The sequence below is a fragment of the Paenibacillus sp. FSL K6-2859 genome (assembly GCF_038008265.1).
Taxonomy (GTDB): domain Bacteria; phylum Bacillota; class Bacilli; order Paenibacillales; family Paenibacillaceae; genus Paenibacillus_AQ; species Paenibacillus_AQ nitricinens.
On sequence record NZ_JBBOYU010000001.1, the window covers coordinates 1,504,399 to 1,528,071 of the forward strand.

General features: G+C 47.4%; 20 protein-coding genes. 18 read left to right on the forward strand and 2 right to left on the reverse strand.

What is annotated here, in order from left to right; all coding sequences use genetic code 11:
* Positions 1-102 precede the first annotated feature (102 nt).
* The 14 genes from MHB64_RS06725 to MHB64_RS06790 all read left to right on the forward strand — a co-directional run bounded on the left by MHB64_RS06725 (position 103) and on the right by MHB64_RS06790 (position 16,186).
* Entirely contained in the window at positions 103-1,635 is a 1,533-nt protein-coding gene (locus MHB64_RS06725) for an ABC transporter ATP-binding protein (RefSeq protein WP_341133995.1), read from the forward strand.
* A complete protein-coding gene (locus MHB64_RS06730) occupies positions 1,632-2,774 on the forward strand; it encodes an ABC transporter permease (protein WP_280787522.1) in 1,143 nt (380 codons plus the stop codon). The genes MHB64_RS06725 and MHB64_RS06730 overlap by 4 nt, the downstream gene beginning before the upstream one ends.
* A 3-nt stretch (positions 2,775-2,777) precedes the next feature.
* On the forward strand, positions 2,778-3,707 hold the full coding sequence (locus MHB64_RS06735; RefSeq protein WP_341133996.1) for an ABC transporter permease: 930 nt from the start codon (positions 2,778-2,780) through the stop codon (positions 3,705-3,707).
* A gap of 56 nt (positions 3,708-3,763) precedes the next feature.
* A complete protein-coding gene (locus MHB64_RS06740) occupies positions 3,764-4,663 on the forward strand; it encodes an FAD binding domain-containing protein (RefSeq protein ID WP_341133997.1) in 900 nt (299 codons plus the stop codon).
* A 33-nt stretch (positions 4,664-4,696) separates the two neighbouring features.
* A complete protein-coding gene (gene pucD / locus MHB64_RS06745) occupies positions 4,697-6,991 on the forward strand; it encodes a xanthine dehydrogenase subunit D (RefSeq protein WP_341133998.1) in 2,295 nt (764 codons plus the stop codon).
* Complete coding sequence (locus MHB64_RS06750; protein ID WP_094871249.1) at positions 6,978-7,532, forward strand: (2Fe-2S)-binding protein; 555 nt, start codon at positions 6,978-6,980, stop codon at positions 7,530-7,532. Before pucD ends, MHB64_RS06750 begins: the two co-directional genes overlap by 14 nt.
* Positions 7,519-8,040 carry a 2-oxo-4-hydroxy-4-carboxy-5-ureidoimidazoline decarboxylase gene (gene uraD, locus MHB64_RS06755; protein ID WP_341133999.1) on the forward strand — a complete coding sequence of 174 codons (522 nt, stop codon included), beginning with the start codon at positions 7,519-7,521 and terminating at the stop codon, positions 8,038-8,040. Before MHB64_RS06750 ends, uraD begins: the two co-directional genes overlap by 14 nt.
* 18 nt (positions 8,041-8,058) lie before the next feature.
* Positions 8,059-9,009 carry a factor-independent urate hydroxylase gene (pucL, locus tag MHB64_RS06760; protein ID WP_341134000.1) on the forward strand — a complete coding sequence of 317 codons (951 nt, stop codon included), beginning with the start codon at positions 8,059-8,061 and terminating at the stop codon, positions 9,007-9,009.
* On the forward strand, positions 9,009-9,413 hold the full coding sequence (uraH, locus tag MHB64_RS06765; protein WP_094871244.1) for a hydroxyisourate hydrolase: 405 nt from the start codon (positions 9,009-9,011) through the stop codon (positions 9,411-9,413). Before pucL ends, uraH begins: the two co-directional genes overlap by 1 nt.
* A 34-nt stretch (positions 9,414-9,447) precedes the next feature.
* A complete protein-coding gene (locus MHB64_RS06770) occupies positions 9,448-10,842 on the forward strand; it encodes an allantoinase (RefSeq protein WP_094877418.1) in 1,395 nt (464 codons plus the stop codon).
* Positions 10,839-12,080, forward strand: a complete 1,242-nt coding sequence (locus MHB64_RS06775; RefSeq protein ID WP_341134001.1) for a Zn-dependent hydrolase — start codon at positions 10,839-10,841, stop codon at positions 12,078-12,080. Before MHB64_RS06770 ends, MHB64_RS06775 begins: the two co-directional genes overlap by 4 nt.
* A gap of 44 nt (positions 12,081-12,124) precedes the next feature.
* Positions 12,125-13,357, forward strand: coding sequence for a pyridoxal-phosphate-dependent aminotransferase family protein (locus MHB64_RS06780; protein WP_094871238.1), 1,233 nt, complete (start codon positions 12,125-12,127; stop codon positions 13,355-13,357).
* A 231-nt stretch (positions 13,358-13,588) separates the two neighbouring features.
* Positions 13,589-15,409: an adenine deaminase gene (locus MHB64_RS06785; protein ID WP_341136055.1), complete on the forward strand. Its 1,821-nt coding sequence runs from the start codon at positions 13,589-13,591 to the stop codon at positions 15,407-15,409.
* A gap of 324 nt (positions 15,410-15,733) precedes the next feature.
* On the forward strand, positions 15,734-16,186 hold the full coding sequence (locus tag MHB64_RS06790) for an IDEAL domain-containing protein (RefSeq protein WP_094877416.1): 453 nt from the start codon (positions 15,734-15,736) through the stop codon (positions 16,184-16,186).
* A gap of 91 nt (positions 16,187-16,277) precedes the next feature.
* Here the strand turns inward: MHB64_RS06790 and hemH are convergent, their stop codons facing one another.
* Positions 16,278-17,291, reverse strand: a complete 1,014-nt coding sequence (hemH, locus tag MHB64_RS06795) for a ferrochelatase (protein WP_341134002.1) — start codon at positions 17,289-17,291, stop codon at positions 16,278-16,280.
* A gap of 492 nt (positions 17,292-17,783) precedes the next feature.
* On the opposite strand from hemH, the gene MHB64_RS06800 reads away from it, so the two are divergent.
* Positions 17,784-20,069 (forward strand): FMN-binding protein, encoded by a 2,286-nt coding sequence (locus MHB64_RS06800; protein ID WP_341134003.1) that lies wholly within the window; start codon positions 17,784-17,786, stop codon positions 20,067-20,069.
* Between the two features lie 199 nt (positions 20,070-20,268).
* Positions 20,269-21,225 (forward strand): 3'-5' exoribonuclease YhaM family protein, encoded by a 957-nt coding sequence (locus tag MHB64_RS06805; protein WP_094871230.1) that lies wholly within the window; start codon positions 20,269-20,271, stop codon positions 21,223-21,225.
* A gap of 218 nt (positions 21,226-21,443) precedes the next feature.
* Here MHB64_RS06805 and MHB64_RS06810 read toward each other — a convergent pair whose 3' ends face one another.
* On the reverse strand, positions 21,444-22,082 hold the full coding sequence (locus tag MHB64_RS06810) for a 3'-5' exonuclease (protein ID WP_094871228.1): 639 nt from the start codon (positions 22,080-22,082) through the stop codon (positions 21,444-21,446).
* A gap of 222 nt (positions 22,083-22,304) precedes the next feature.
* On the opposite strand from MHB64_RS06810, the gene MHB64_RS06815 reads away from it, so the two are divergent.
* Together MHB64_RS06815 and MHB64_RS06820 are read left to right on the forward strand one after the other, a co-directional pair.
* Positions 22,305-22,922 (forward strand): DNA-3-methyladenine glycosylase family protein, encoded by a 618-nt coding sequence (locus MHB64_RS06815; RefSeq protein WP_341134004.1) that lies wholly within the window; start codon positions 22,305-22,307, stop codon positions 22,920-22,922.
* Positions 22,923-22,944: 22 nt separating this feature from the next.
* The gene (locus MHB64_RS06820) at positions 22,945-23,649 is read left to right on the forward strand and encodes a DNA alkylation repair protein (RefSeq protein ID WP_094871224.1); all 705 of its coding nucleotides are present in this window, start codon (positions 22,945-22,947) and stop codon (positions 23,647-23,649) included.
* Positions 23,650-23,673: the final 24 nt, after the last annotated feature.

Sequence of the window (23,673 nt, forward strand, 5' to 3'; positions counted from 1 at the left end):
AAATACTGAATAAAATGTGCACAATCTATGGGTGGGGCGGGTTCCGTTAAGCGGATACTTCCCCACCCGTACTACAACTTGAAGGAAGGAGGGGCACAGGCCATGCGGGGAACTTCAGTTGAAATGCGGGGGATTGTGAAAAAATTCGGCTCGGTAACCGCCAGTGATCAAGTCGACTTTTCGGCAAATGCGGGTGAGATTCATGCGCTGCTTGGTGAGAATGGGGCAGGTAAAAGTACGGTGATGAGCATGCTGTCAGGGGTGTATAGAGCAGACGAAGGAGAAATCTTCATTCATGGGAAAGGTGCTCAGATCCGTTCTCCTAAAGATGCTGCGCAGCTAGGTGTAGGTATGGTGTTTCAGAACTTTAGGCTGGTGCAAAGCCTCACAGCAGCAGAAAATATCGTGCTTGGCGAAAAGTCGTCTTTCTGGCGCGGCCGTAAGTGGATGAAGAACAAACACAAGGAGATCGAGGCATTAGCGAAAAGGTTTGGACTGAATTTCCCGGTGGATCGCCCGATCTGGCAGTTGTCCGTGGGTGAGCAGCAGCGTGTTGAAATCGTTAAGACGCTGTATCGCGGGGCTGACATTATTATTCTGGATGAACCAACCTCTGTACTGACCCCGGGAGAGGTGGAACAGCTATTTGAAACACTGCGGGTCATGAAGCAGGCAGGAAAGACGGTCATTATGACGACTCATAAAATGAAAGAGGTTATGGCGTCCTCCGATCGGATTTCCGTCATGCGCAAAGGAAAAATGATCACCACGCTGACTACGGCAGATACAGATGAGTTAGAGCTGGCTCGTCTGATGGTGGGCAAGGAAATAACCATCACCCGTCAAGAGCGGGAAGCCTTTGAAGGGGATTCTTTATTAGAAGTGAAAGATGTGGACGTATTTGCCGATCACGGGCGAAAAGCATTGGATCACTTCTCACTGAACGTATGTAAAGGGGAGATTGTAGGCGTAGCTGGGGTAGCTGGCAACGGGCAAAAGGAACTAGCTGAAGTGTTAACAGGTCTTAGAGGCTGGAAAAGTGGTGAAATCACGTTTGATGGAAAGACGGTGAAATCGGCTTCGGTTAGAGGGGCAATTGATTCAGGAATCTCCCACGTGCCGGAGAATCGGATGAAGAGCGGTTTAGCAGGACGCCTCGGATCGGTGGATAATCTTTTGTTTAAGTCTTACCGCTCAGAGGAGCACTCCAAATTCGGTTTCCTGAAGTCTGCGAAGAACCGTTCGTGGTCAGAGGAGCTGGTCCAGCGCTTTAACGTCAAAACACCTGAGCTGGATACACCAGTTCAGCAATTGTCAGGTGGTAATCAGCAGAAGCTGCTGTTTGCACGTGAGATCAGCCATCGGCCGAAGCTGATGGTCGCTGTTCATCCAACGCAAGGGCTGGATGTAGGTGCTACGGCTGGTGTTCACGACCTTCTTATGGAGCTGCGTGGTTCAGGTAGTGGCGTGCTGTTAATTTCGGAGGATTTAGATGAATTGCTTCAGTTGTCTGACCGGATTCTAGTAATCTACAACGGCTCCATTATTGGTGAAAGTACACATGGGGAAGCGAATCGGGAGCGCATTGGTTTATTGATGGCTGGTATTCATAACAGAGAGGAGAGCGCCGTATGAGCCTGGAGAATGGAAGAAATACCGCAGCAGCTGTACTTGAACCTATCCCAACTCACTCCGGCAAACGGTTCTCTCTACGTGTGGAATATGATGCCAGCCGCGTCCGTTCTCCTTGGTGGACTCCTATTGTATCTATCATTCTAGCGTTATTGCTGTGTGCCTTATTTATCGCAGCAAATGGGATGAATCCGGTACTGGTCTACGAGAAAATGTTCCGTGGTGCATTTGGCACTACGTATGGCCTTACAGAAACGATGGTTAAGGCGATCCCCTTACTCCTGTGTGGGCTTGGGATTGCGGTAGCTTACCGCATTTCCGTATGGAATATTGGAGCGGAAGGTCAGCTGACCGTTGGTGCTATGGCGGCTACCGCGGTCACGATTTATTTTCCTGATTTATCTTCATTCTGGTCTTTATCCTTAATGCTGCTATTTGGCATTGCGGCGGGAGCGCTTTGGGGATTGCTGACCGCTATCCCCCGGACGCATTTTGGAGTAAATGAACTTATCACTTCATTAATGCTGAATTATGTTGCCCTATTGGCGCTCGATTACGTGGTATTCGGACCCTGGAAAGATCCTAAAGGGTTTAATTTCCCCGGATCGCCAATGTTTACTGCGGCTCAGTCGCTGCCTGTTCTCGGAAGTACAAGACTTCATATCGGACTGTTATTTGGACTTATCGCCGTTGTGATTTATTACTTCATGATTCGTTTCACCAAGTGGGGCTACGAGCTCCGTCTGATTGGGGCCAATCCTGTTGCAGCCAGATACGCGGGGATTCCTATCAAGCGCCATATTATTATCGTCATGCTGATTAGTGGGGGGCTCGCGGGTATCGCTGGAATGGCTGAGGTCTCAGGTGTTACACATAAGCTGATGCAGGGCATCTCTCCAGGATATGGGTATACCGCTATTATTGTGGCTTGGCTGGCTAAATTGAATCCACTCGGTCTAATTGTTACTTCTATTCTATTCGGTGGCCTAATTGTTGGCGGATATAGTGTTCAAACTATCGGGCTGCCCTCATCGATATCAGAAATGCTGCAGGGCTCTATCCTGTTTTTCCTGATTGCTGGTGATATGATCTATCGTTTCCGCATTCGCCGTAGCGGGGTTCAGATGAAAGGGGGGAGATAGGCAATGGATTTTACAACACAGCTACTTATTGCCGCTATTTCCGCAGGGACTCCGCTGCTGCTGGCTACGCTGGGAGGCATTCTAAATGAACGAGCCGGCATTATCCAGCTTGGAGCTGAAGGATTAATGCTGATGGGAGCAGTCACCACTTGTATCGTGTATATTCGCTCCGGAAACCTGCTGCTGGCTCTGCTGGCTACCGTAGCTGTAACGGCTGTGCTTGGATTGCTGCATTCTTTTCTCTGTGTGACTCTGCGGGCGAATCAAACCATGTCCGGTCTTGCGATGACCCTGTTCGGCAGTGGGTTGAGCGCTTATCTAGGCAAACCGATCAGCGGCATTCCTTTGCCGGGAACCTCCCCTAAGCTGCACCTGGCTTGGCTGGAAAATGTACCGTTCCTCGGAAAAATATTCGGCAATATGGACTACCTGACCTGGTTCAGCCTACTGCTAGTGCTTGCTCTGCACCTGCTAATTCACCGCACTTCATGGGGCCTGCATTTGCGGGCAGTCGGAGACAGTCCGGCTACCGCTGATGTGATGGGGATTCGTGTACAGCTTATCCGTTATAGCTATGTAATCGTTGGGGCTGCCCTCATCGGTCTGGCCGGAGCGGATATGGTATTAGCTTACGCGCCAACCTGGAATGAAGGGCTTACAGCCGGCCGAGGCTGGATTGCGATAGGGCTAGTGATTTTTGCCAGATGGAATCCGCTGCGTGCCTTGTTCTGCGCCTACTTTTTTGGGGCATTGGATTCGCTTGGCTTCCGTATTCAATTGCTGGGCAGTGCAGTCCCGCCCTATTTTCTCAAAATGATTCCGTACCTTGTGACCATTCTAGTCCTGATGTACCTGGGGTACCGCAACCGCAACAAACCATCCGGCACACCGGAGGCGCTCGGAGTGCCTTATATTCGGGAACAAAGGTTTTAAGGCAAGCTGCATGAGGAGGCATCAGCAATCTGGTACTCAAAAAGGAGGCGGAGTGTATGGGGGTCTTACGGGAAGAGGAAGGAAGGTTACCTGATGTAATTCAAGCCCGCAGCCTGCACGAAGCTTGGGAGAGAAAGACAGCACTTGGAGAAAGTGCCCAATATGTCGCGGGAGGGACACTGCTGAGAACAGGGTGGGAAAGCGGAACGGCGCTTATGCCGAAGCAGTTGATTGATCTCAGGCAAATCCCAGATCTCGCGGATATCACTTTGACGGAGTTCCACTTATCTCTTGGCGCTCTTGTCCCACTTTCACAGTGCCGAAGCAATGAGCTTGTGCAGGCAGTGGCTCCAGCGCTGCAAGAGGCCGCACGTTGCATAGCGGCTCCATCAGTGCGTTATCTAGCCACGCTTGGTGGCAATATCGCTTCTGGCTTCGGTGATATTCTACCCGCGTTACTGGTATATGACGCTGAGTTGATCTCCTTTGACGGTAAATTTATGACGACACTACCGTTGACAGAGTGGCTAAACAATCACTGGAGTGGGATGAAACCTGCGGCAGATCTAGTGGCTGAGCTTCGCATATCACCTGCTCGCCGAGAGAATCCATTAACAGATAGACTTGAAATTTTTCGCAAGGTTGGCCGCAGGGAAGCTTTCACTCCTTCACTTGTAACGGTAGCAATCTCAGCTTCGATCGATGAGGAACATCGTTTCCGCGAGGTTCGTATCGCAGCAGGTGGGGGCTCTGGGCGGCCGCAGCGGTTAACCAGAGCTGAAGTTATGCTTGAAGGCGCGGGGTATACAGAGGAGCTGTTGGCTTCTCTATATGAAGTGGTTGAGAACAGCTTTGAGACGTATAGTGATCCCTTTGCAACAGAACTTTACAAGAAAAAGAGTGCTGGAAATTTGGTTGTATCTGAGCTGTGGAAGGCTATGAATATACGGAGTTAAGAGGTGAATAACCCACGAAAGGAGAGAGGGAAAATGCTGCTGAATAAGGAATCCAGCGGGAGCCGCTGGCGTACACGGCCCGACGGAGAGGGCAAGGTATCCGGCAAGCTGCAGTATTTGACCGACATGAGGGCGGAAGGTATGTTGATTGGCCGCGTGCTCCGCAGTGAGCAGGCACATGCTCGTATTTTGTCCATACGCATTGAGAAGGCCATTGAAGTCCCTGGTGTACACGCTGTAATTACTCATGAGGATGTGCCCGGACTTAACGGCTTTGGCATAGCTTTGCCGCATCAACCAGTATTTTGCAGCGATCGTGTGCGTTACACTGGCGATGCGATTGCGGCAGTCGCGGCTGAGACGGACGAAATTGCGGAATACGCCTTATCTCTTATCGAAGTGGATTATGTGCTTCTACCACTGTTGGAAGATCCGGAAGAAGCCATGAAGAAAGCTGCTGTTCTTCTGCATCCCGAGGGAAACGTGCTTCATCATACAGAATACTGCAAGGGCGAACCGGGAGCGGTATTTAAGGATTGCTGCCACGTAGTGGAGGAGACCTACTACACACCTCGCCAAATGCACACCTATATGGAGACTGAGGGCGGATTGTTTATCCCCGAAGATAACGGACGGCTTACCGTGTATTCAGCTACACAACATGGGTTAATGGATCGCATGCAGCTATCCAGAATTCTGGCTATTCCTCAAGAAGATATTCGAGTCATCTCGAGTCCGATCGGCGGGTCCTTTGGAGGAAAAGACGAGCTGAATGTACAACCGTATGGTGCGCTGCTCGCCTTGCGGACACTCCGTCCGGTAAGACTGCATAATTCGAGAGCTGAATCGGTCCGTGCAGGACTTAAACGTCACCCTATGAAAATCACCATGAAAACTGGCTGCGATCACGAAGGAATCATCAAGGCGCATCAGGTCAGAATTATTTCGGATACGGGGGCTTACGCAACGCTCGGTGCGGAGGTGCTCAACTTCGCGACAGAACATGTAATGGGCCCTTACATCATCGATCATATAGAGGTGGAAGGTTTCGCTGTATATACCAATAACGGTGTGTCCGGTGAATTTCGAGGATTTGGCGGCAATCAGGCGATTTTCGCGTTGGAAGGACAAATCGATCGTTTGGCTGAGCGATTGCAGATCGATCCGTGGGAAATGCGCCGCCGCAATTTGCGTAAATATGGAGATCTGGGGCCCCTGGGTCAGGAAGTTGCTCAGACCGATGGAGCCTTTCAGGTGTGGAAAGCATTGGCGGACTCGCCTCTAATGACTAAGGTATCTTCTACAGACACCAGCTTAGGCTTTGTGGAACCATGGATCGTCACCGGAACGGGTGCTGCAATCGCTATGCATGGTGCAGGACTTGGTTATGGCATTCCGGATCCCGCGGGTGGCCGGCTGTCTCTGACGCTAGAGGGCAAGATTGAGGCGGTGTTTGGTTACGAGGAGTTTGGCCAGGGCTTAATCGCGACCATGGAACAAATGCTGATTGAACAGTTTGGCTTCGCAGCAGAGGATCTAAGTATCGTCATTGGCGATACGGACGTCGTGCCCGATAGCGGATCAAGTACAGCTTCACGTTCGACAAGCATGATGTGGATGGCTCTTAAACGGCTACGTCCTGACTTTACTGTTCAAGTATTGCAGGCGGCTGCGACGATAAAGCCGGAGCTGGATGACTATGAAATGAAGCTCGGTCCTGGTGGCATTTGGCTAAAAGACGGCGGTCTGCTTCTGACTTACAAGGACCTGGCACAGCGAATTTCAGAACCCATTGTCTGTAATACAAAGTTTACTTATCCAACCACAACTTTTAAAAGAGTGGGAGCACATTTCCTATACACCTATTCGGCTATCGCAGTGCGCGTGGAAGTTAATCTGCTTACAGGACGTGTCCGTGTGTTGGACCAATATCATGCGGTAGCTGCGGGGCCGGTGGCTAATCCGCAAGGGTATCTCGGGCAGATCGAAGGTGGCAGTAGTATGGCGGTGGGCTTCACCTTGTCAGAGGATGCTGTAATGTCAGGCGGTAGCTATGTCACCAAAAATCTAGACACTTATTTGGTGCCGACCATTGCCGACATGAACGGCAGCATTCAGGTGCAGCCGATAGAGGATTTGCCAGATCATGATACGTATGGTCCTCGCGGCATTGGAGAGGTGGGTTCCGTCAATTTAGCTCCGGCAGTCGCATCAGCCATATTTCAGGCAGTAGGGAAACGGGTAACTAAGCTGCCCATTGATCCCGAATGGCTGCAATCTACGCCGTTTATTCCACAAAAGGCGGTGAATATCCATGCCGAGCTATAATCCCATTTCAAATCTAAATGAAGAGGACCCTAACCCCGCATCGTCTGAGGAAGCTTTTACAGAAGAGAGGTTCACCTTCAAGTGCAGCCTCAATGGCAAAGCAATATCCACCGTGATTCCTCCTTCCCGTAGGCTCTTAAATGTTATACGTGAAGATTTGGAGCTGACCGGAACGAAGCGCTCTTGCGAGATTGGCCGTTGCGGAGCCTGTATGGTGCTGGTCGATGGACATCCGGTGAATTCATGTCTGATGATGGCCTATCAATGCTCAGGTGCCGAAATTACAACAATTGAGGGTCTTAGTGAGGCGGGGCTGCATCCCGTTCAGCGTGCTTTTTTAGAAGAAGGCGGGTTCCAATGCGGTTATTGTACGCCAGGGATGGTCATCTCGGTGGTTGCCCTGCTGGATGAGAATCCGCATCCTACTCAGGCTGAAGTAGAGGAAGCTTTATCGGGTAACATTTGTCGCTGTACAGGATACGGAGGCATTTTGCGAGCTGTCAATAAAGCTATAGGAGGTGGAGTGGATGGTCGTTTCTGAATACAGGTATACGCTGGAAGAGATAAATGCCATGAGGATAACGGATTTTGTGAAGCATCTGGGCGGCATTTTTGAACATTCACCGTGGGTAGCAGAGGAGGTTTATAAGCAGATCCCGTTCCATTCTATAGAGCATTTGCATAGTACCATGATGCAAACCGTTCTGAGTGCCGATCGTAGCCGAATGGAGGGACTATTAAAAGCTCACCCAGATTTGGCGACTAGGCTTCAGGTTACACCTTTGTCAGCATCAGAGCAGCAGGGAGCCGGACTAGATCGGCTAACAAGGGAAGAGTTTGATCTTTTGAATGATCTGAATAGAAAATATACAGAAAAATTTCAGTTCCCTTTTATTCTAGCTGTACGTGGTAAGAACAAAGATGCCATCATTAACGCCATTGAAGCACGGGTAGAACGTTCCCCTCAGGAGGAATGGGTGCAGGCTTTTTCTGAGATCGGCCTTATTACGAAATTCCGCCTAAGTGATTTAATCATTCATTCATCATAATCGGGGAGGGCGTCAGCCATGCTGGAACCAATGAACGGACGTACTATGTTTTATGGAAAAAGCGATGTTCTAACCTATCGTACCTATGCCAAATCGCTGGCCGTTACCCCTGTTCCCGAATCTTCCTTTACGGGCTGCGACAACATTATATTCGCGCATAATATTACATTTGCCGTTACGGGCGAAGCCTTTCTCCCTTCATTTTCAGAGGGGGATAATTCAATGGTCGTAGCTACCGATTCTATGAAAAATTTCATTCTCCGCAATACCGCTGACTACACGGGCAGCACAACGGAAGGATTACTGCAGCTTCTGAGCAGCCGTTTTATCGATAGATACAGTCATGTCACCGCGGTTTCGGTTTCCGCAGACCGGTTACCTTTTGAACAGGTAATGGTGCCCGGGGGTGAGGGGCTTAGGCAGAGTCATTTAGTGCTGCGGCACTCCAATAATGAATCCTATTCGGCTTCGCTGACAGTAAAGCGTGGGGAAAGTGGGACTGAGGTTGTTGCTCATGAATGCCGGTTGAAGGATCTACAGCTGATAAAAGTGAGCGGAAGCTCGTTTTATGGATTTGTCCGAGATGAATATACGACATTGCCAGAAAGCTTTGACCGTCCGCTTTATATTTTTCTGAATATTAACTGGACCTACATTAATGTGGAGCACGCTTTGGATGGAGATCAGGGTCAATATGTGGCTGCGGAGCAGATTCGTGATATCGCCCATAGTGCTTTTCATGAGCTCAACAGTCCATCAATCCAATCGTTGATTTATCAAATTGGACTGCGCGTGTTGTCCCGTTTTCCACAGCTGGCTACCGTTTCATTTGAGTCCAATAACCGGACTTGGGAAACCATTGTTGAGCCTGAAGAAACTAAAGGTGGGGTCTTCACCGAACCTCGTCCACCCTATGGTTTTCAGGGCTTTTCTGTCAGCCGTGCAGATCTGGCCGGAGAGACAGCGTAATGAGCGGGCGGCTTACCACCCATGTGCTGGATCTGTCGCGGGGCATTCCTGCTGCAGGACTGACGCTTCAGCTCTGGAAGCTTACGGATGGGATGAGCAAGCTTCTGTGTGAAAAAGTCACGAACAGTGACGGGAGGCTGGATGCTCCGCTGCTGGAGGGAACCGAGATGGAGGCTGGTTGTTACGAGCTGCTGTTTATGGTCGGCGATTACTATCGTAGAGCCAATGCCAAAGTGTCAGCAGCTGGCATAGAAGTAACAGAAAGCTCAGTAGACACTCAACGTGAGATGTCTTTTTTTCTAGAACAGATACCTATTCGATTTCATATAGAGAGCTCCATGCAGCACTACCATGTACCTTTGTTAGTAGCTCCTGGTGGATACAGTACGTATCGGGGAAGTTAGGAGAAATTTAACGACCAGTGGAGGTTGGCAGCTCATGAAGGAATCCTACGAACTTGTGATTAAGAACGGGAATGTAGTGCTGCCCGATCAGGTGCTTAAGCTGGATATTGCTGTATCAGAGGGACGGATCGTCGCATTGGGTGAGGAGCTTTCGACTGGACCGCTGACCCATGTCATCGACGCAGATAGGCTCTATGTCCTCCCCGGTATGATTGATATGCATGTGCACTTTAATGAGCCTGCGCTGGGACATTGGGAAGGCTTTCGCAGCGGTTCTGCCGCTTTGGCAGCTGGCGGCTGCACAACCTATGCAGATATGCCGCTTAACGGCAATCCACCTACGGTGAACGAGATGGCACTCCATCAAAAAGTGAAGGCGGCGGCGGGTAATTCCGCGGTTGATTATGTGCTGTGGGGTGGTCTCGTTCCAGGAAATCTGGATGATTTGGAAGCATTGGCAGCTGCCGGGGTCACTGGCTTCAAAGCTTTTCTCTCTAATCCCGGAGGGGAGGGTGAAGGCAGATTCCGTGAAGTGGATGAGGATACACTCTATCAAGGAATGCAGCGAATTGCTGCTTTGGGCGGGATTCTTGCCCTTCATGCCGAAAGCGAGGCGATCACGGCAGTGCTGACCGCTGATGCCGTGCGAAATGGGAGAAGCAGTGCGCGTGATTTTGCGGCTTGCCGCCCTGCTGAAGCGGAGCTGGAGTCAGTGTCCAGGGCACTGCTGTACAGTGAACGTACTGGATGTCGGGTGCATTTTGTCCATATCAGCACTGCAGCCGCCATAGAGAAAATCTATGAAGCCAAGGTTCGAGGACTGGACGTTTCGGCTGAAACCTGTCCACATTATTTGGTGCTCACAGAAAGGGATATGGAGGAGCTAGGACCTGTGGCGAAATGTGCCCCTCCATTGCGAAGTGTACTGGAGCAGGAGAAGTTATGGGAAATGCTCGCCCAGGGCAAAATCGACTTAATCGCTTCAGATCATTCACCCTGTCCGACGGACTTGAAGATGAACCCTGAGTTGTCTTTTTTTGAGGCTTGGGGTGGAATCTCAGGTGCCCAAAGCAGCTTAGAGCTTATGTTCCATGAAGGTGTAAATGTCCGGGGATTGCCAATTACATTAATCTCTCGCCTGCTCGCCGGGCATCCCGCAAAACGCTTTGGGATGGAGCATCTTAAAGGCACTATCGCGCTAGGACTGGATGCCGACTTCGTACTGCTGAATCCAAACACAACCTATACGCTGGCTGCTGAAGATTTGTTATACCGTCACAAGCATAGTCCTTACATCGGAAGAACTCTATCCTGCAAGGTAGCTGCTACGATAAGCCGTGGCCGGGTGGTCTATACCTCTGAAGAAGGCGTACTTGCTGAGGAAGGTGGACAGTGGCTGCAGATTAGGAAGGAGCAGTACAGCCTATGAATGATTCCAGAGTGCAAGCATCGCCCGAGAAGCTGCTCAAGCTCCTGGAGGAACTGGCGGCATATACCGCACCTGGGCCGGGAGTTACTAGATTGCTATACACGGAGGAATGGGGGCGGGCGCAGATCTTTTTGCAGCAAAAAATGGCTGAGTTTGGTTTAAAAGTTACCACCGATAAGGTGGGCAATGTTTATGGGCGCCTGTGTGGACGCAGTCCGGAGCAAAAGGTCATATTAACCGGATCACATATCGATACCGTGGTCAATGGCGGCAAATATGATGGAGCTTATGGGATCGCCGCAGCCATGCTTGCGCTTCAAGATTTGCAGATGAATTATGGTCAGCCGAAGCGTACGCTTGAGGTCGTATCTTTTTGTGAAGAAGAGGGGAGCAGATTTCCCCTTGCTTATTGGGGATCGGGTCATGTCACGGAAAGATATGACGGAAGCGAGGCCGAGACCTGTATGGATGCAGATGGAGTAACGTTACAGGCAGCAATGGCGGAATCTAGCTTTTTGCAAGGTGTAACAGATGAGACTGGAGCCAGAAATGATATTGGCGCTTTTGTAGAGCTGCACATTGAGCAGGGAATTATTCTGGAGAAAACAGATATGCTGATAGGCGTAGTTCTGGGGATTGTTGGACAGAGACGCTATATGATCAAGGTCAGTGGTGTGGCTAATCATGCGGGAACAACGCCGATGTTGATGCGGCACGATGCACTGACTAGTGCGGTAGAAATGCTGTATGTACTAGAAGGTGCTGCTATAGCGGCAGGTGATCCGCTCGTAGCAACCTCAGGCAAGCTTGAGGTGTATCCGAATACGCCAAATGTGATTCCGGGTGAGGTTCTTTTTAACTTAGATATCCGTCACAGTGAAGAGGATGAACTAGAGTGTTTCTGTGAGTGGCTTTTTTCGCAATATCATGAAATCGTCGCAAAACGTGGAGTAACCTTGGAGGTTACGCCTGTGCTTCATACACTCCCTACACCTATGGATACTAAGCTCTCTACAGCGCTGGAGAATATCTGCCTGGAACAGGGCAAAACCTACCGCAGGATGGTCAGTGGAGCAGGACATGATGCCCAGCTCTTTGCGCCGCGTTGCCCCACTGCGATGATTTTTGTACCAAGCCGTGCTGGGATCAGCCATTCACCGGAAGAGTATACCTCTCCTGAACAGCTCGCTGCTGGGCTTGAGGTGCTGACTGCCATGTTATACGAGTTAGCTTATTAAAAAGAGTTCGCCGAAGGCGTTGATGCTTGAAGGGAGAGATCATCATGAAGCGTTACGAAGATTTGTCGCCGTCCCTGCGCTGCATTATGACTCCGGGTCCGGTGGAGGTGGATCCACGTGTGCTGCGGGCGATGTCTTTTCCCGTGCTGGGGCAGTTTGATCCCGAGTTCACCCATATGATGAATGAAACGATGGAGATGCTGCGGGAGCTGTTCGCTACCCGAAATACATGGGCTTACCCGATAGATGGGACCTCTCGCGCTGGCATTGAAGCGGTGATGGTCAGTTTGATTCTGCCGGGGGAACGTGTGCTGATTCCGATCTTTGGACGTTTTGGACATTTGTTGCATGAGATTGCTGAACGTTGTGCAGCTGAGGTATTCGTTTTGGAAAAACCATGGGGAAGTGTGTTTGAACCAGATGAAGTGATAGCGGCTATGGAGACCTTTAAGCCGAATGTGGTGGCGATGGTGCATGGTGAGACCTCTACAGGACGGGTGCAGCCACTCGCGGAGATTGGCAGAGCCTGCCGCCGAATGGATGCTCTATTCATAGTGGATGCAGTTGCAACTCTTGGGGGCATTCCTGTTGAAACGGATGCTTGGATGCTTGATGCGGTCGTGGGCGGCACACAGAAGTGCCTGTCCGTCCCCTCTGGAATGGCACCGATAACGTATAATGACCGCGCTGAAGCTAAGCTCATCACCCGGAAGCGAGTAGAACGTGGGATTAGAACCAGTGATGTCCAGGCTGGTGAACGGTCTTTTGTCCGCAGCAACTATTTCGATCTAGGCATGCTTCAGGATTATTGGAGCCCGCAACGTCTTAATCATCATACAGAGATGACCTCTATGCTCTATGCACTACGGGAAGGCTTGCGACTTGCGCTAGAAGAAGGATTGGATGCCAGATTCGCCAGACATCAGCTCCATGAAAAAGCACTTATAGCTGGTTTAGCAGCGATAGGGCTTGAACTTTACGGGGAGCCTTCTTGCAAACTTACCGTTGTGACCTGTGTGCTGATTCCTGAGGGCATAGAGGGGGAATCTGTACGCACGCTGCTGCTGGAGCGGTTCGGCATTGAAATTGCCAGCTCCTTTGGACCTCTGAAAGGAAAAATCTGGCGCATTGGCACGATGGGCTTTAGCTGCCGTACAAATAATGTGCTGCGTTTGCTGGGAGCTTTGGAAGCAGCGTTGCTGCGACATGGATTTGGAGTGGCTTGCGGTCTTGGTGTTCAGGCGGCACTTGACGTATATGAGGAAAACGTAAGATAATCGTTGGAATAGATGCTGGCGGGTGAGTTCATACCAGGGGCATGTCCGGATTGTTGGACAATCTTTGGATTAAGAAAACGGCTATCATCTACAGGGATGACGGAGCCGTTTTTTCGTACAATATCAGATTTGCCAACTATGATAACAACACAGCCGATGCTTAAGCAATCCTCTATTATTATGAATCTATTCATTACATCAAGAACGCACATGGATACTAACGGGGGAGAGATGAAAATGACAGCTTTTACAAGAAAGCCTTTAGCAGATTGTGTACCTGAGCTTGTGGCTACGGCCAGAGGAGATAAACCGGCAACACTAGTAATTACAGGTGGGAAGCTGGTCAATGTATGCTCTGGTGAAATTTTAGAAGGAATGTCTGTTGGTGTGCAAGGTGGACGTATCGCTTATGTTGGTAAAGATGTGACACATATGATTGGTGAAGGAACTCAGGTCATTGAGGCGAACGGTAAGTATATAGCTCCGGGACTACTCGATGGCCATTGTCATATTGAGAGCACCCAGCTTACCGTTACAGAATTCTCACGCGCGGTTCTGCCGCTGGGCACAACAGGCGGTTTCTTTGATGCTCATGAGATTGCTAATGTATTCGGGCTGAAAGGGATTCAATTAATGCTCGATGAGATGCGGGGAACACCGTTAGCGGCTTACATGCAGGTAGCTTCTTGTGTGCCTGCGGCAGGTGCGGAATTCGAGACAACGGGAGCTTCTATTGGACCAGAAGAAGTGGCAGAAGCCTTTACTTGGGGACCTGACGTGATTGCGCTGGGTGAAGTGATGAATTTTCCTGGCGTTGTTTATGGCGATGAGAAAATGCTTGGAGAAATTCAAGCTACGCTGCGGGCAGGCAGATTTGTAGACGGTCATTTCACATGGCCTTCCAGCGACTGGAGACTGCCCGTGTATGCGGCGGCAGGTGTGACTGGCGATCATGAGTGTGTGACGGCAGACGATGTGATTGAGCGCGTTCGACTGGGGATGTATGCCAAAATGCGCCGTGGCTCCGCTTGGCATGATGTGGCTAAAACAATTACAGCCCATACAGAACACGGCATTGATACACGCCGAATGATGCTGGTAACGGATGATCGTAGTTCGGAATCCTTACGAGATGAGGGGCATATGAATTTCGTTCTGCGTGATGCTATTGCTCAAGGTGTTAAGCCCATAACAGCTATCCAAATGGCTACCATTAATACTGCTGAACGCTTTGGTTTAGCGCGGGATATCGGTTCTATTACTCCGGGTTCTTTTGCAGATATCATTCTTCTGGACGGGAATTTGGCAGATGTTAATGTAGTGCTGACGATTGCCGCAGGTGCAGTAGTTGCTGAGAACGGAGTAATGACGGCAGAGCTTGCTGAATTCACCTATCCGGAGGAAGTGTTGGCTTCGGTTCATTTGCCACAGCGTCCTACTTCAGAAGATTTCATCATTGCTGCTCTAATTCAAACAGGTGAACTTACTACAAGAGTTATTAAGGTAAGAGAAAATCATGTGGAGACTATTGAGCGCATGGTTTCGATACCTGTAGTGGAGGGGCAACTGGATGTAAATGCTATAGAAGGTTTGTGCAAAATCGCCGTGCTCGAAAGACATAAAGGTACAGGCAATAAATCAGTGGCCGTTGTCGAAGGTATTGGATTTAAAGAGCCGGCTGCCATTGCGATGACGGTTGCTCATGATAGTCATAATGTACTCGTCATCGGCAATGATGATGAGTTAATGGCTAAAGCTGCAAATGCGGTGGCGGATGCCCAGGGTGGTGTTTGCATGATCACGTCCAGTGGAGAGACGTTATTCCCGCTGGCTATTGCAGGCCTAATGTCCACGGAACCCTTCGAAATTGCTGCTGCAAAATCAGCTGCGATCAGCAAAGCGCTATATGATGCTGGCTGTACTTTGAACTACGCATTTATGACTTTATCGCTGCTTGCATTGGCGGTTATCCCGACATTGCGAATTACAGATAAAGGACTGGTTCGGATTTCACCGGAAGACGGAATACAGCTAGTGCCGCTGTTTGTTTAAGCAGAGTTAACTAAATAACAAGTAGGCAAAAGACTGTTTAGAGGTCGTTTATGACCAATCTGAACAGTTTTTTTTGTTATGAAAATAATGAGATTTAAGTTTTTTAAGTATACATATTAAACAGATGGACAAAGATTGAAACATTTTTTTGTGGAATTAATGAAAAAATATTAACAAAGCGTAGTCAGTTGACGATAATAATGTTAAATTAGATAAAAATTAAAGTGAATGGATAGAGTTAATTTTACATGATTGGCATATAACGAAATTAAAGATATCATTAGATTTCAGATAGCCCAACTAAGAGGGACGAGGTGCATAGAGATGATCAGACTAGAAACGCAAGACATTCTAAATATTAGCATGAAGCAAATGGCTAGTATTTTTAAAATGAAGCCGCTTGAGCTGAGATTTGTCACCGATTTTCAGGGTGAGAAATATCTCTTAACCAATGATAAGCTACACCTCAGCAACCAGCAGTATTGGGCAAAGGTTATGGAATGTGTCTTTGAGGATCATGTTAGACCTGTGCTAATGTGTGAGGTGTTATATTTCCTGCGTAATGAATTTCTGGAAAGTGATATTAAGATTTGCTTCTCTTATAATTATGCAGAGGATGGGAACGGAGAAGCTACGGCAATGGCTGAAGTCTCGTTTAATGACTCTGCTGATTTAGAGCCGAGTGAGATCGCCGAGCTGATCGACTTTGCATTGACCTTACAGGATAAGCAATGGTTCCATGAACTGACTACTAAATATAAGCAGCTTACAGCTTAAGGATCTTTTTAATTCTTAGATCTTATGAACTGGCATAGCAAACCGTTTTGTCTGCAGCAAAGAATATTTGCGGACAAGACGGTTTTTTATGTTACCAGCCTATGGCGTTTTGTGCAACATGCTGAGCCAGAAATTGAAGCCAGTCCTCATGATTATTCAAGCAGGGGATCGCTGTGAAGTCTTCAGCATGTCCTCCTCCAGCCTCGAATTGTTCGCGCCCTTCTATTGCTAGCTCGTGCAGCGTTTCCAGACAATCCGTTACAAGTCCCGGTGAGAATATCAAAGGTTTATGAATTCCGCGTTCCGCTAGCTTTCCCAAAACATCAGCTGTAGAGGGACCTACCCATTCTTCGCGTCCGAAGCGTGATTGAAAAGTAAGCTGCCAGCGTTCGGGCTCCCAATTCATAGCTGAAGCGAGAAGACGCGCAGTTTCCATACATTGCTCTGGATAGGGATCACCTGTATCTGCATAACGCTTGGGAATGCCGTGGAAGGTTAGGACGAAATAATCAGGATCAGAGTTGAGAAGTTTCATTTGCTGAAGTAAATGCGACTTCATAGCTAAAATATAACCGGGTTCATTGTAATAAGTATCTATAAATCTGAGCGCTGGAATCAGTCGCTTCGTAACCGGTCCAGTGGAGCTTTGGCGTCCTAATGCAGCAAAACTTGCTTGATCGAAGACAGATGCCGTCGTAGTGGACGAATATTGCGGGAATAGCGGCACAATGATGATCCGTGTGACTCCGGCAGCTTCCAATTTGTCCATTGCTTGCTCCATACTGGGTTCGCTATACGCTAAGCCCAGCTCTACTTGATAATGCGGACCTAGAAATGCTTGCAAACCAGACTGCTGAGTTAATGAATGGGAGAGTAAAGGTGATCCTTCTGTTGTCCAGATTTGTCTGTACAGCTCAGCCGAGCGGCGTGGACGAAAGCGCAGAATAACGCCTCGCAGCAAAGGCTGCCAGAGCAGTGGTGAATAATCTATAATTCGGCGGTCGGATAAAAAACGTTTCAGATAAGGACGTACCGCCTTTGCAGTAGGTGCAGTAGGTGTGCCAATTTGGGCGAGAATAACTCCAATAGGTGGCTGTTTGTGCAATGGATTTGACTCCTTCCCATGTTAGAGATCGTTTTAAAATAGCATATCTATTCTTGAAAACACAATAATCGAGATCACGTTATTTACATAAGGAAGAGGAAGAGGGGATATTTTCTGGAAAAGATTATTAAAAATCACAATCTTGAGCAAATAGTGATATTTCTTATAGGGTGTGTGATTTTAGATACAGAGGAATGGCGGAAAACTTTGGTAGTATCAAACCAGAAATTGATGAAAAAACGCATTCATTATTTTCTATCATCTTATGTGAATTATTTCACCTTTTATGCGGTTTATTGTTAAAAGGAAGGAATGAATAGATTTAAGGCATTCTTTTTTGGAAAGTGATGGGTCGCGCATTGGCATGAGAGGGGGGATGGGTTCTTATGAAGAGAGATGTAATGCTTCATAAGAAGAGAAGGGGCGCTGTGAAAGGTAAGTTTGGTTAAGAAAAGCTATATATCACTGGGGACTTGGTAAAGGAGAATTTTATTGAAAAAACTAATTTCTTTAACGGTTAGCGCGGCAATATTGTTAGCACCATTTGCTTACACACTTAATGTGCCTGCTTTGAACTTGAAGGTGGATGCAGTATCCGCAGCTTCTGAAGAAGCGGATGCACCAGCAGTCAAACCAACAGCAAAACCAGCAGCAACAGCAAAGCCAGTAGCAACACCAAAAGCTAAACCAGTAGCAACACCAAAGCCAACAGCAAAACCAGTAGAAACACCGAAAGCAACGGTAAAACCAGTAGCAACCCCAAAGGCAACAGCGGCACCAGCAGCAACGACAAAACCAGCTACAACGCCAAAAGCAACCGCTGCTCCAGCGGCTACAGTAGTTCCAGCAGCGACTGTTAAGCCTGTGCCTACAGCAATTCCGGTTACAGTTAAGGAAAATGTATATCAAGATGGAGTTTACGTAGCGTATGGCGATGCTTACTCCAAAGGTACCGAAGGCGCTAAGATCGAAATTAAAGATGGAAAAATTACTAGCATCGATCTCCTGAGAACCAGCCCTAAGCTGATCGACAGAGATGCTCGTAACAATTATAGCGCTTTATGGCAAGCTTATGGATTGATGGAGAATAAATTGATTGGCAAGACAAGAGATGGAGCAGCTGCAGTAGACGCTGTTTCGGGAGCAACACGCTCTAGTAATGGATGGAAATTGTCTGTAGACAGAGCGTTTGAAAGAGCTCTAACAGTGAAAGATACAGATGCAATTTACTTTGATGGTGTTCATATGGGCATAGATCCTACAGGTAAATATGCAGTATTTGCAACCTACGAATCCAATAAGCTCACAGCTGTTAAGGTGTACCCGCTGAACAGTGCCGGTGATTTCGTGGATGAGAAGGCCTACACAGCTGAGCAATCCGCAGCAGTTGCAGCTATAACACCAGCATTGCTGGCTAAAGGAACAGCTGCAGAGCCTGTTGCAGGACTCGAAGCCGACTTTAAGGCTGCGATTAATGCCTTCTGGGATGCTGAGCAGAATGCAAAGATTGACAATGCTTCTGCTTATGTAGACGGATTCTATTCCTCTTATGGAACTGCAAGAAGTGTGGGTGTTGAAAGAGCTGACATCGTGATCCGCAACGGTAAGCTAGTGGATGTGAAGCTGTTCAGACTTGGGAACAACCTAATTGACAGAGGTGCAACAGCTTATGCGGAAGTTGTAAAAGCTAATGCTCCGATGACAGCTAAGTTGCTTGCTAATGGATCTTACTTCACTAACTATGATGAGAAGGTTGATGGAATTTCTGGCGCTACAGAAAGCAGTCACGGTTGGAACCAAGCCGTAGAAAGAGCTTTTGAAAAAGCACTAAAAGTTCCTGGTGAAGTTAGATATTTTGACGGAAAATTCGCAGGTGTAGATAACCAATCTAAAGTATTACTGCTTGTTGATATGGCTTCAGATGCAGTTACAAACATTAAAGTAAGCTTGTTCAGTGCTGACGGCAAGCTGATCGCTGATGACAAACTAAGTGCAGAACAAAAATCACTGGTGGGTACACTTACTTCAGGATTACTTGAAAAAGGTGTGCAAATGTCCGATATCACAGGTCAAGAGGAGCTATCCGCAGCTGCCAAAGCTGCACTGACGGATGCTTTGACTAACGCATCTAAAGTTCAAGGGACCTATAAAGACGGAACGTTTACTGCATTTGGTGATGCTTATGATAAAGGAACAAATAGAGCAGACGTTACACTACGTAACGGTAAGATCGTAAATATTGCTTTGTATCGTGTAGGAATGAATCTTGTGGATAGAGGCAAAGCTGCTTACCCAGAGGTGGTAAAAGCAATTCCACAATTGACTTCTAGCTTCCTTGCAGCAGGTACTAGAGAAGCTGTGCAAGCTGTAGACGCTGTTTCCGGTGCAACTAGTAGTAGTGTAGCTCTCAAGACTGCGGTGGATAGAGCATACGGGAAAGCTGAAATTGTAGAAGCTAATAAAGCGGCTTACTTTGATGGAATCTTCATTGGTGTAAGTGCTGATAAGCTTGTGAATGTTATGACATATGTAGAACATGGCGTTCCTGTTAAAATGCTTGTTTACTATCTGGATAAGAATGGAAGCATAAGAACGGTTAACCAATTGACTGACGCTGAGCTGGCTGTGAAGAGCGAGATTGAGTCGACTTCCACAGGTTATAGCTTACACAAGTATGGATATCGCGCAGCAGCCTTCGGAAATAATGATGCTGAGAAAGAAGTATCTGCTAAAGTGGTAGAAGCTATTAAATCAGCCCTTGAATCCGCTGGTAAATAAGCAATTATCAATCAATACTTAATCTATACAGGGGGTTATTCTAGAGCCATATTATGGCCCGTGGAGTAACCTCCTTTATCTACCTGTACATAAAAGTGAAAATAGATCGTATAGTGATTTAAAGGGATTTTGGACGTGAGTGTCTAAAGTTTAATATAGAGAGCAGGTACAAAGCCTGTTATTAATAGGAGGCTTCAACATGACACAAATTAAACAGCTCGCTCCACAGGATGAATTTGTTGGCTTTTATCTCTTAAGAGAGCTAGCGATCAAACAAACGAACGGTACTCCTCCAAAGGATTATTTCGACCTGGTCTTGGGAGATTCCAGTGGACAATTGTCCGCGAAATATTGGGACGTCAGCACAACCGATAAAGAAACTTTTTTTCCTATGGCACTGGTGAAGGTTCGCGGGATTGCGCACACTTATCGTGAGAAATTGCAAATCAAAGTAACCAAAATCAGATTGGTGAACGATGAGGATGGCGTAGCGTTAACGGATTTCATTCGCTCCGCTCCTATTCGTCCAGTAGACCTTATTCATACGATTAAAGGGGTTATGGCAAGCATTACAGATCCGGAGATTGCTTCGATTGTCTCCTTTTGTGTAAGCAAAGTGGAAGAGAAATTGATGCATTATCCGGCTGCCAAAACGCATCACCATGCTTATTTTGCCGGACTTGCTTATCATATGGTCCGTATGCTGGAGATTGGGGATTTTCTGTGCAAGCAGCGTCCATTCCTGAATCCAGATTTAATGAAAGCTGGAATTATTCTGCATGATATCGCGAAGCCGGAGGAGATGGTCTCTCAGCTCGGGATTGTCTCAGAATATAGTGTTCAGGGTAAGCTGATTGGTCATATTTCGATGGCATCTAACTGGATTACGGAAGCGGCCATCCGTTTAGACATTGATTTGAATTCAGAGAAGGTTCTAGCGTTACAGCATCTCGTATTGTCACACCATAACCTGGGTGAATGGGGCAGTCCTGTTCAGCCGCAAACGGCTGAGGCCGTAGCGCTGCATCATATTGACGCGATGGATGCGAAGCTACAGATGGTCGAGGATGCGCTGGATACCACACCAGAAACCGAAGAATGGACGCCATTCATCAGAGGATTGGAGAATAAAGCAGTATATCGGATGAAGATTTAGTATGTTGTGTTGATCTTGGTTGGTGATCTGGATGAACCGATGGGATGTTCACTGATCGCTGATAGAATATACGGAATTCTTCCCTATAATGACCAGCAAGGTTAGATTTCTTCATAGTGAATGAATCGGCATGTATGCTATATCATTTCGAATGCAAAACACCCAACCAGCTGTTATAAGCCGATTGGGTGTTTTTTGCTAAACAACTTAATATTTTCTTATAAATAGAAGTTTTTCGTTCTTTGATTGTTCACAGGTTTCTTAGCAGGCTTACTCTTACGAGCAGAAAAAGGAGTGTATCCACCAGCAAACATTGTTCCGCTAGTATATCCTTGGCTGCTAGAGAGCAAAAGCGGGTCAAGGTGTGATTCTCGCTCCATAAGCATTAATAGAACTAAAGCCGCTGCGCGTGCGTCATCGAGAGCGTCATGGTGCTTCAGCTCAATGCCGAAATGCTCGGATACTACATTAAGTTTATGAGAGGGAAGCTCGGGCAGCATTTTTTTTCCTAATAAATAAGTACATAAGTATTGAAAGCTCGGATAGCTTATGGACATCCCATCGAGGCAATACCGCAGTACACTCATATCAAAAGCGGCATTGTGTGCTACAACGATTCGTCCATGCAGCAAAGGTTCAACGGCGGGCCATAATTCGTGAAAAGTAGGTTGACCGATTACCATGGAGGGGGTGATGCCATGTATCGAAATGTTCATGCCGTCAAACCGCTGTTGCGGATCGATCAGCCAAGAATGTTCTGCAGTGATAACGCCATCTTTAACTTCCACAAGTCCTAAAGCACAGGCGCTGGATCGACTGGAATTCGCCGTTTCAAAGTCAATTGCTATAAAGTCCATTCGTAAAGCTCCTCATCTATCATATATACATTCATATTAAAGTAGTAAAATGATAAATACAATCTAGTACAAGTTACAAATAGTAGTTGAGTAAAAATAAGGTGTACAAGAAGTGTTGTAGCTTTTTCAAGTTTCGTTATCTTGCTATCCTATTCAAGAATCCGTACACTGCAAAATAGATATTGTATATTATTGTTAAGCTCAAAAACGGGAGGACATACTTTGGGAGTTGTAATCACTAAATTTTTTGAATATGGACAAGCAGAAATCGATTACCTCGGAAGTGTGGACCCAGTGCTAGGTGCGGCGATGGCGCGAATGGGGAAAGTGGAACGTGTGATTATTCCAGATCTTTTCACTGCGCTTATTTATGCCATAGTAGGTCAGCTAATCTCAGTCAAAGCAGTTCGGACCATCTGGACAAGAATGCAGGCTCAATTCGGAGAAATCACTCCGCTGCAGCTAGCTTTACACACGGCGGATGAGATTCAGGGTTGCGGTATGACGATGAAAAAGGCGGTTTGTATTCATGACATTTCCAAGCTGATTGCTGATGGGGCGTTTAAGCTGGAGGAACTATATGGGTTATCCAATCAAGAGGTTATTCAAAGACTCATGAAGTTAAAAGGCATCGGTAAGTGGACAGCAGAGATGATGCTTATCAATTGTATGGAGCGCCCAGATGTAGTTAGTTGGGGAGATATCGCCATTCGTCGTGGCATGATGAAGTTGTATGGGCTTGATACGCTTACCAAAGAGGACTTCGAACAATACCGTCTCAGGTACTCACCATTCGGTTCGGTAGCCTCCATATATTTATGGGAGATTTCATTTCAATAATTAATACGTAGGGAGCATTATAGTGGAGAAATCAATAAAGGAACAGCTAGTGGAGTTGGCAGATGCGGACTACCAGAAGTTTTCTGCGGCTTTACTTCCGACGATTGATAATGTGATAGGAGTCAGGCTACCGGAGCTGCGTAAACTCGCCAAAACCATTGCAAAGGGTGACTGGAGAGCCTATTTGGAGCACGCCGAGTCAGATTATTTTGAAGAAGTAATGCTGCAGGGTATGGTGCTTGGTTACGTGAAAGCAGAGCTTGAAGACATCCTGCGATATATCGCAGATTTTATCCCCAAAATCGATAACTGGTCGGTATGTGATAGCTTTTGTACAGGACTGAAGTTTACCTTGAAGAATAAAGAACAGATGTGGGATTTTATAGTTCCGTATCTATCATCTGACGAAGAATACGAGATTCGATTTGCGGTAGTAATGATGCTTAATTTCTTTATTGAAGAAGCGTACATCAACCGGATTTTACAACTACTCGATAAGGTCAGACATGAGGGGTATTATGTAAAAATGGCAGTTTCTTGGGCGTTATCGATGTGTTATGTGAAGCTGCCTGCGGCTACGATAGGTTATTTGAGAACTAATACTTTAGATGATTTCACCTATAACAAGGCTTTGCAGAAAATCACAGAGTCTTACCGTGTAGATCCGGAATCGAAAAAAATGATTCGCGGGATGAAGAGGAATAGAAAAAACAAGCCCCTTATATAGCTCAGTAGCTGAGAAATAAGGGGC